The sequence below is a fragment of the Streptomyces sp. URMC 123 genome (assembly GCF_051386515.1).
Lineage (GTDB): Bacteria > Actinomycetota > Actinomycetes > Streptomycetales > Streptomycetaceae > Streptomyces.
In genome coordinates this window covers 1-7417 of record NZ_JBPQTV010000322.1, presented here as the reverse complement: position 1 = coordinate 7417, position 7417 = coordinate 1, and the positions used below count along the sequence as shown (strand labels likewise).

Annotated in this window: 7 protein-coding genes; 4 read left to right on the top strand and 3 right to left on the bottom strand. The window is 72.2% G+C overall.

The annotated features are described in order from the left end of the window. Positions 1–569, bottom strand: a 569-nt coding sequence (locus tag ACSNOD_RS26100) for a hypothetical protein (RefSeq protein ID WP_436769508.1), incomplete at its 3' end; no start/stop codon positions are given. A gap of 163 nt (positions 570–732) precedes the next feature. Here ACSNOD_RS26100 and ACSNOD_RS26095 point away from each other — a divergent pair. The 3 genes from ACSNOD_RS26095 to ACSNOD_RS26085 all read left to right on the top strand — a co-directional run bounded on the left by ACSNOD_RS26095 (position 733) and on the right by ACSNOD_RS26085 (position 2439). Further along, the gene (locus tag ACSNOD_RS26095) at positions 733–1197 is read left to right on the top strand and encodes a helix-turn-helix domain-containing protein (protein ID WP_436769507.1); all 465 of its coding nucleotides are present in this window, start codon (positions 733–735) and stop codon (positions 1195–1197) included. Between the two features lie 30 nt (positions 1198–1227). Next, positions 1228–1923: a hypothetical protein gene (locus ACSNOD_RS26090; protein ID WP_436769506.1), complete on the top strand. Its 696-nt coding sequence runs from the start codon at positions 1228–1230 to the stop codon at positions 1921–1923. A gap of 204 nt (positions 1924–2127) precedes the next feature. Beyond that, positions 2128–2439 (top strand): DUF2516 family protein, encoded by a 312-nt coding sequence (locus ACSNOD_RS26085; RefSeq protein WP_436769505.1) that lies wholly within the window; start codon positions 2128–2130, stop codon positions 2437–2439. Positions 2440–2576: 137 nt separating this feature from the next. Here ACSNOD_RS26085 and ACSNOD_RS26080 read toward each other — a convergent pair whose 3' ends face one another. Continuing rightward, the gene (locus tag ACSNOD_RS26080; protein WP_436769504.1) at positions 2577–4097 is read right to left on the bottom strand and encodes a PP2C family protein-serine/threonine phosphatase; all 1521 of its coding nucleotides are present in this window, start codon (positions 4095–4097) and stop codon (positions 2577–2579) included. Between the two features lie 518 nt (positions 4098–4615). After that, complete coding sequence (locus ACSNOD_RS26075; protein ID WP_436769503.1) at positions 4616–5794, bottom strand: NlpC/P60 family protein; 1179 nt, start codon at positions 5792–5794, stop codon at positions 4616–4618. 414 nt (positions 5795–6208) lie between these two features. On the opposite strand from ACSNOD_RS26075, the gene pstS reads away from it, so the two are divergent. After that, a complete protein-coding gene (gene pstS, locus ACSNOD_RS26070; protein ID WP_436769502.1) occupies positions 6209–7342 on the top strand; it encodes a phosphate ABC transporter substrate-binding protein PstS in 1134 nt (377 codons plus the stop codon). Positions 7343–7417: the final 75 nt, after the last annotated feature.

The window sequence follows — 7417 nt, the reverse complement described above, 5'->3', positions numbered from 1 at the left end:
CTGGGGGGAGGGGCGAGGGCGGGGTCGTCCTCGAAATCCGGATCGGTCTCGGGTTCCGGAGGCTCCGTGTCCACCTGACGCTTGGAGCGGCCGCCGTCACAGCGCAGGATGATCAGGACCCGTGTCGTCGGGGATTCCGTCGCCTTCGCACGCCCGAGCGAGGTCCACGCGGTCCAGTTGCCCTTGCGAAGGCTGAGCCAGTCGCCCCCTTGGGGTGGCTCGGGCTGCCAGCCGTGGGCCGTACGAGCGCGGGCGAAGCCGTCCTTCACGGCCGCGTCCGCCGTCGCCGACGGCTGCTCACTCGACAGGGACTCCATGCACTCCGTTCCGATCCAGTCCTGTGACTGCCGCTGCAGCACGACACCCGCCGCCGAGAACGCGGAGGTCATCTCCGCCACCACGGTGTCCGCGGCTATCGGCGGGCCCGAGTAGCGCGGCGGCAGCGGGCCCTTGTCCGCGAGAGGGTGGGTGCAGGCCGCCCCGGCCACCGCCACCGCCGCCAGTACTGCCAGCGCCCTGGCCCCCCGCCGCCACCGCACGATCGCGCCCGCCTCCCCTGTGCCGTTCACGGCCGCCCAGTCTCGCACCCGCCGTCGGGCGCCCTGCGACCGCGTACGCGAGTGGCCGGTGTCTGCGGGGGCGCCTACGCGGGTGCACGGCGGCATCACCCGTATGGCGACTTTTGCAAGCAGTCGCTTGCAAAAGTTAGCAAGGATGGGGCAGCATCGGGACATGGCTTCACTCAACGTCGGCAATCTCGGCGAGTTCCTGCGGGAGCAGCGGCGCAACGCGCAGCTGTCGCTGCGGCAGCTGGCCGATGCCGCCGGGGTGTCCAATCCGTACCTCAGTCAGATCGAGCGCGGTCTGCGCAAGCCCAGCGCCGAGATCCTTCAGCAGCTCGCCAAGGCGCTCCGGATCTCCGCGGAGACCCTCTACGTCCAGGCCGGGATTCTCGACGCGCGTGATCGCGACGAGGCCCAGGTCACGAGCGCGATCCTCACCGATCCGGCGCTCAACGAGCGGCAGAAGCACGTGCTGATCCAGATCTACGAGTCCTTCCGCAAGGAGAACGGGCTCGGGGCGGACCGGACCCCCGCCGGCGGAAAAGACACCGACACCGACACGGACGGCGACAGCGGCACCGGCCCCCGCAAGGGCACGGGCGGCGCCGCCGGTTCCGACGGCGAAGCCCCCTGACACCTCGAACCGATCCGGGAGGACCACGCCATGGCCATCACCGATGATGTGCGCAAGACCCTCACCGACCCCAAGCCCCTCTACTTCTTCGCCGGCGCCGCCGAGCGCGGGCGCAAGAAGCTCCAGGAGGTGCCGCCCCTGGTCGAGAAGATTCGCGCGGAGGCCCCCGAGAAGATCGCGGCGCTGCGGTCCACCGACCCCAAGGTCGTCCAGGACCGGGTGACCAAGGGCGCCAAGGAGGTGCAGCACACCGTCTCCACCAAGGTCACCGAGGTGCTCGGCACCCTCGACACCGACCTGAAGAAGATCGTCGACTCCGCCCAGGACGTGGCGCTGCGCACGCTGGGGCGGGCCGCGGAGTACGCGGTGCAGGTCAAGGAGACGTACGAGGAGGTCGCCGACGAGGGCCGCGAGGTCGTACGGCACTGGCGCGGCGAGGCGGCGGAGGAGGTCGCCGAGATCGCGGTGGCGATCGAGCCCGAGCCGGAGTCCGAGCCGGAGGCCAAGTCCACGGCGGACGCCAAGCAGGACACCAAGTCCACCGCCGACGCCAAGCAGGACACCAAGCAGGAGTCCGCCACCGCCAAGGACGCGGGCACCGGCGCCACCGCCTCGGCCGCGCCCAGCGGCGACTCCGCCGCCGACGACGACAAGTCCGCCCAGGCCAAGAAGCCGGCGGCCCGCAAGCCCGCGGCCAAGAAGAGCCCCGCCAGGCCGGCCGAGTGACTGCCGGGCGCCGGCTCGCGCCCCTCGGCGGGGCGTCGGCATAGCCGAAGGTCCAGCGAGCCGGGCACATGACGCGTGCCCGGCTCGTTGTACGGGTACGGTGGCGGCGGGCTGCCCGCCGGGCGGCTCCGGGCCGCCGCGGGCCCGCGAACAGGCACTGACAAGGCGGTGGACGACGTGTTGGTTCAGGGGTTTCACGAAGTCATGTACTGGGTCTCCGTGGCCCTCCTGCTGTTCAGCGTGTTCGCCTTCGTGGACTCCGCGATCCGCCGCGAGGACGCCTATCGCGCCGCGGACAAGCAGTCCAAGCCGTTCTGGCTGATCATCCTCGGCATCGCGGCCGCCGTGAACCTCTTCCTGCCGCTGCTCTCGTTCCTGCCGATCATCGGGCTGATCGCGACGATCGTGTACATGGTCGACGTCCGGCCCGCGCTCAAGCAGGTGTCCGGCGGCGGGCGCGGCGGACGGCGCCGGGGCAGCAGCTCGGACGGCCCGTACGGACCCTTCAACGGCTGACCCGCACCAGACCGCACGACACCGTACGGGGTGGAACGCGGTCGTACGGGGTCGCACGGGGGGTCGTACGAGGCCGTACAGGCTCGTACGGGGGGCCGCACGCGCTCGCACAAGGCCGTACGACCCGCTCGCGGCCCCTACACCCGGCCGCGGTCCAGCAGCAGCACCGCCAGATCGTCCGTCAGCTCCCCGCCGTTGAGCTCCCGGACCTCCGTGACCACCGCGTCGAGCAGTTCCTCGCCGCGCAGCCCGGCGGCCGTCCACCGGGCGATCATCTCGGTCATGCCCTCCTGGCCCAGCCGCTGATTGCCCCGGCCGACGCGCCCCTCGATCAGCCCGTCCGTGTACATCATCAGGCTCCAGGCGCCGCCGAGTTCCACCTGGTGGCGCGGCCACCGCGCCCCGGGCAGCAGGCCCAGCGCCGGGCCGCCCTCCTCGTACGGCAGCAGTACGGGCGCGCCGCCCGCGCGGGTGACCAGCGGCGCCGGGTGGCCGGCCAGGCACAGTCCGGCCCTGCGGCCGTCCGGCGCGATGTCGACCAGGCAGAGCGTCGCGAATATCTCGTCGTCGGCCCGCTCGTGCTCCAGCACCTGCTGGAGCGTGGAGAGCATCTCGTCCCCGCAGAGCCCGGCGAAGGTCAAGGCGCGCCAGGCGATGCGCAGTTCCACGCCGAGCGCGGCCTCGTCGGGGCCGTGCCCGCAGACGTCACCGATCATCGCGTGCACGGTGCCGTCCGGGGTGCGCACGGTGTCGTAGAAGTCGCCCCCGAGCAGCGCGCGACTGCGGCCGGGGCGGTAACGGGCCGCGAACCGCAGGTCGGAGCCCTCCAGCAGGGGCTTGGGCAGCAGCCCGCGCTCCAGCCGGGCATTCTCCTGGCCGCGCAGCCGGGACTCGGTGAGCTGGCGCTGGGCGCAGTCGGCGCGCTTGCGCTCGACGGCGTAGCGAATGGCCCGGTTGAGCAGCCGGCTGTCCAGCTCGTCGCGGAAGAGGTAGTCCTGCGCGCCGACCCGTACGGCCTCGGCCGCGCGCTCGGCGTCGGCCTCGGCGGTCAGGGCGAGCACGGCCGTGCTGGGCGCGAGGCGCAGCACATGGCGCAGGGTGTCGAGTTCGTCGCCGGGCTCGCCACCGGGGCCGTCGATGGCCAGGTCGACCAGGACGCAGTGGACGTCGTCGGTGAGCAGCCGCTCGGCCTCGGTGATGTTGTGGGCCATGCGGATGCGGACCCGCTTGCCCTCGGCGTCGAGCATCTCCGGCACGGCGAAGGACTCGGCCGGGTCGTTCTCGATCACCAGCAGGGTCATGGTCGTGCCGGAACCGGAACCGGAACCGGAACCGGAACCCGAGCCGGGGCCCGGGCCGAGGGCGGAGTCCTGGCCGGCTTCGGTGCCGGTGCCCGCGCGATCCGTCGTCGGGGCGGCGGCAGACGGCGCCGTACGAGCCGCCAGAACCACCCCCGGAGCGGCTGGGGCGGCCGAAGCGTCCGGCGCCGCGGCGCCGGTGGCGTCACGGCCCGGCCCGGCGACCCGATCACGGCCGACGGCAAGGCCACGGCTGGAGGCGTGGTCACGCCCGGAGGCATGGTCACGGTCGCGGTCGCGCCCGGGGGCCCGACCGCCGGGGGCGGTGGCGTCCGGCGGCCCGGCCTGGGAGGGCACCATCGGCCGCCCGGTCGCCGTGGGGCACGGAGACAGGTTCGCCGGAGCACCTTCCGCAGCGGGGGCCCGCCCGTGCTGCGGCGCGGGTACGCGCATCGCTCTGATCCTTCCCTCCCCCCGAGGGCGGCGGCGGCCGACGATCGGCGCGCCACCGGGCCCGGAGCGCGGCAGTGGGTCGGTCTGTGACATGGCTCCGGGCGCGAGGCGACCCTAGCGGTAGGACACAGGGATGTGGAATGGCCCGCGGCCACCGCCAATGTCATATGCCGCGCCCCGCCTGCCGTTTGGGCCGCCGGCGGGCGCCGGGCAATGACGAACATCACGCTGATCTTGGGCGTGTCGGACGGACCCCGTACGGAGGGCGACGGATCGGGACGGCGGGTGAGCGAAAGGTCCGAAAAGCGCCTTTCGCATGCCCCTCACCCGGGACGCCGCCCGAAGGGCGGGCGATCAGCCCCGGTCGCCCGGAGAAAGGATCGGCCCCGGTTGCACGGAAGAAGCGGAAGAGGCGGAAGAAGGTGTCAGCTCCCGCTGTCCGGCCGCACCACGCCCAGGATGCGCATCGAGCCCGCCCCCGCGATGGTGATCTGCCGCCCCGTCCGCGGCGCGTGCACCATCGCGCCGTCGCCCACGTACATCCCCACGTGCCCGGCGTCCTCGTGGTAGATGATCAGATCGCCGGGGCGCATGTCCTTGATGTCGACCTTGGGCAGTTGCCGCCACTGCTCCTGCGAGGTGCGCGGAATGGTCACCCCGGCGGCCGCCCACGCCTTGGACGTCAGGCCCGAGCAGTCGTACGTCGCCGGGCCCACCGCCCCCCACTCGTAGTCCTTGCCGATCTGTTCCGTGGCGAAGGCGATCGCCCGCCGGCCGGCCTCGGACGCCCTGCCGTTGACCTCCTTGAGGACTCCGGAGCTCAGCCAGGTGGTCTGCGCCCGGCGCGCGGCGTCCTCCTCCAGCGTACGCAGCCGCTCGCGCTCCTCGGCCCGCAGCCCCGCCTCCACCGCCTTGGCCTTGGCGAGCTTCTCCTCGATCTCCTTCTTCGCGGCGGCCCTGGTGACGCGGGTGGCCTCCACCTTCTTCCACTGCTCGCTCGCGGCCGCGGCGTTGCGGTCGAGCTCCGCCTGGGTGGTCGCGAGGCGCTGGATCAGGCCCCTGGTGGCCTGCTGGCCCTTGTGGACCACGCCGGCGTCCTTGAAGAAGCTCTCGGGGTCGCTCCGGAGCAGCAGCCGCGCCTCGGGGGGCAGCGCGCCGCCCGCCCCGACCCGGTACTGGGCCCGGGCCAGCGCACCGGCCTGGCGCTTCAGCCCGTCCATCCGCTGCTGGGCGGCGACGATCTCGCCGGCGATCCGGACGATCTCCTTCGACTGATTCTCGGCGGCGGTGGCCGCCGCGTTGTACGCCTCGGTGGCGGTCTCGACCTTGCGGTGCAGGTCCTCGATCTGCCGGCGGATCTCCTCCAGCCGCTCGTTCGTCAGCGCGGAGCCCGAGGGGCCGGGGGACGGGCTCGCGGCCGGCGACGGCCCGGGGCCGGGGTCCAGCGGTGCCGCGTACGCCGCGCCGGGCACGGCCAGCAGCATGCTCACCGCGCAGACCAGCGCGGTCGCCGCGCCGATCGCCCGCACCGCCGCCGTCGGCCCGTTCTCCTGCCGCAGCCCCACCCGGCCACCTCCCCTTGCGTCCGTCGCGGATGTTGCCATGCCGGGGACGGAAACGACAGGGGCACTCGGGTGCCGAGCGGCCGGGATCGTACGGCGTGGGGCCCGCGCCCCCGGCTCGGCGCCCGTCCGGCGCCACCCGGCCCCCCGGCGCCACCCCGCGTTGACCGGGCTTGCCCCGGTCTTGACACCGAGCGTCACCACCGCCCTCACCCACCCGATGGACACGGACGGTAAAGACCTCGCCATTTCCTGTTGTCGAACGCGTCGCCTGCTCTTCTCATACGCCGCCCTGATAGACGAGGTTCACTCTGCGTTCACTTCGGCCCGTCGATCGATTCACCTGTTCTGCCTAATTTCGGCGATACCGGTGAGCACGTCGGCCGCCGGGTGGATGCAGAACCACACATCTCTGCTTCGCCGTCCACCGGCGGGCTCCAGGAAGGAATCTCGAAGGTGAAGATTCAGGGGAAGAACGGACGCGGACTGCGCGCCCTGGCCGTCGGCGCGGTCGCGGTTTCCAGCGCGCTGGTCCTCACGGCGTGCGGGTCGGACGACAACACCAAGGCGAACGGCGGGGACGCCGGCAAGACCGCCCCCGGCAACATCAAGTGCGGCGGCAAGGGCCAGCTGCTCGCGTCGGGCTCCTCCGCCCAGAAGAACGCCATGGACCTCTGGGTCAAGAACTACCAGCAGGCCTGCGCCGGCACCGAGATCAACTACAAGGACATCGGCTCCGGCGGCGGCATCACCGAGTTCCTCCAGGGCACCACCGGCTTCGCCGGCTCCGACTCCGCGCTCAAGCCGGAGGAGGTCACCGAGTCCAAGAAGATCTGCAAGGGCGGCCAGGGCATCAACCTGCCGATGCTCGGCGGCCCGATCGCGATCGCCTACAAGCTGTCCGGCGTGGACGACCTCGTCCTGGACGCCCCGACCCTCGCCAAGATCTTCAACTCGGAGATCAAGAAGTGGGACGACGAGGCGATCAAGAAGCTGAACCCCAACGCCAAGCTGCCCTCCACCGAGATCCAGCCGTACCACCGCTCCGACGAGTCCGGCACCACCCAGAACCTCGGCAAGTACCTGAAGGCGTCCGCCCCGGACGTCTGGAAGTACGAGGCCGAGAAGTCCTGGCCGGCCAAGGGCGGCCAGTCCGCCAACGGCTCCTCCGGCGTGGCCGCCCAGGTCAAGCAGGTCGAGGGCGCCATCGGCTACTTCGAGCTGTCCTACGCCACCAGCGCCAAGCTCAACACCGTGAAGATCAACACGGGTGCCGCGACGCCGGTCGAGGCCACCTCCGAGAACGCCTCCAAGGCCATCGCCGCCGCCAAGATCGTCGGCAAGGACAAGGACCTGGCGCTCAAGCTCGACTACGCCACCAAGGCCGAGGGCGCGTACCCGATCATCCTGGTGACCTACGAGATCGCCTGCGACAAGGGCAACAAGCCCGAGACGCTCGAGTCGGTGAAGTCCTTCCTCAACTACACCGCCAGCGAGGACGGCCAGAAGGTGCTCGCCGGCGCCGGCTACGCCCCGCTGCCGGCCGAGATCGCGGCCAAGGTCCGCGAGATCGTTCCCACCCTCTCCTGACCGAGGGGACGCACGGGCCCGCGGGGGACCGAGGGCCGTGAGACAGCCCCGGGCCCCCGCCCCGAGCGCCCCGTA

Bases quoted from the DNA above. Each gene is read 5' to 3' on its own strand.
- ACSNOD_RS26095 (WP_436769507.1), top strand. From the start codon at position 733: ATGGCTTCACTCAACGTCGGCAATCTCGGCGAGTTCCTGCGGGAGCAG.
- ACSNOD_RS26085 (WP_436769505.1), top strand. From the start codon at position 2,128: ATGTACTGGGTCTCCGTGGCCCTCCTGCTGTTCAGCGTGTTCGCCTTC.
- ACSNOD_RS26075 (WP_436769503.1), bottom strand. From the start codon at position 5,794: ATGGCAACATCCGCGACGGACGCAAGGGGAGGTGGCCGGGTGGGGCTG.
- ACSNOD_RS26080 (WP_436769504.1), bottom strand. From the start codon at position 4,097: ATGGTGCCCTCCCAGGCCGGGCCGCCGGACGCCACCGCCCCCGGCGGT.
- ACSNOD_RS26090 (WP_436769506.1), top strand. From the start codon at position 1,228: ATGGCCATCACCGATGATGTGCGCAAGACCCTCACCGACCCCAAGCCC.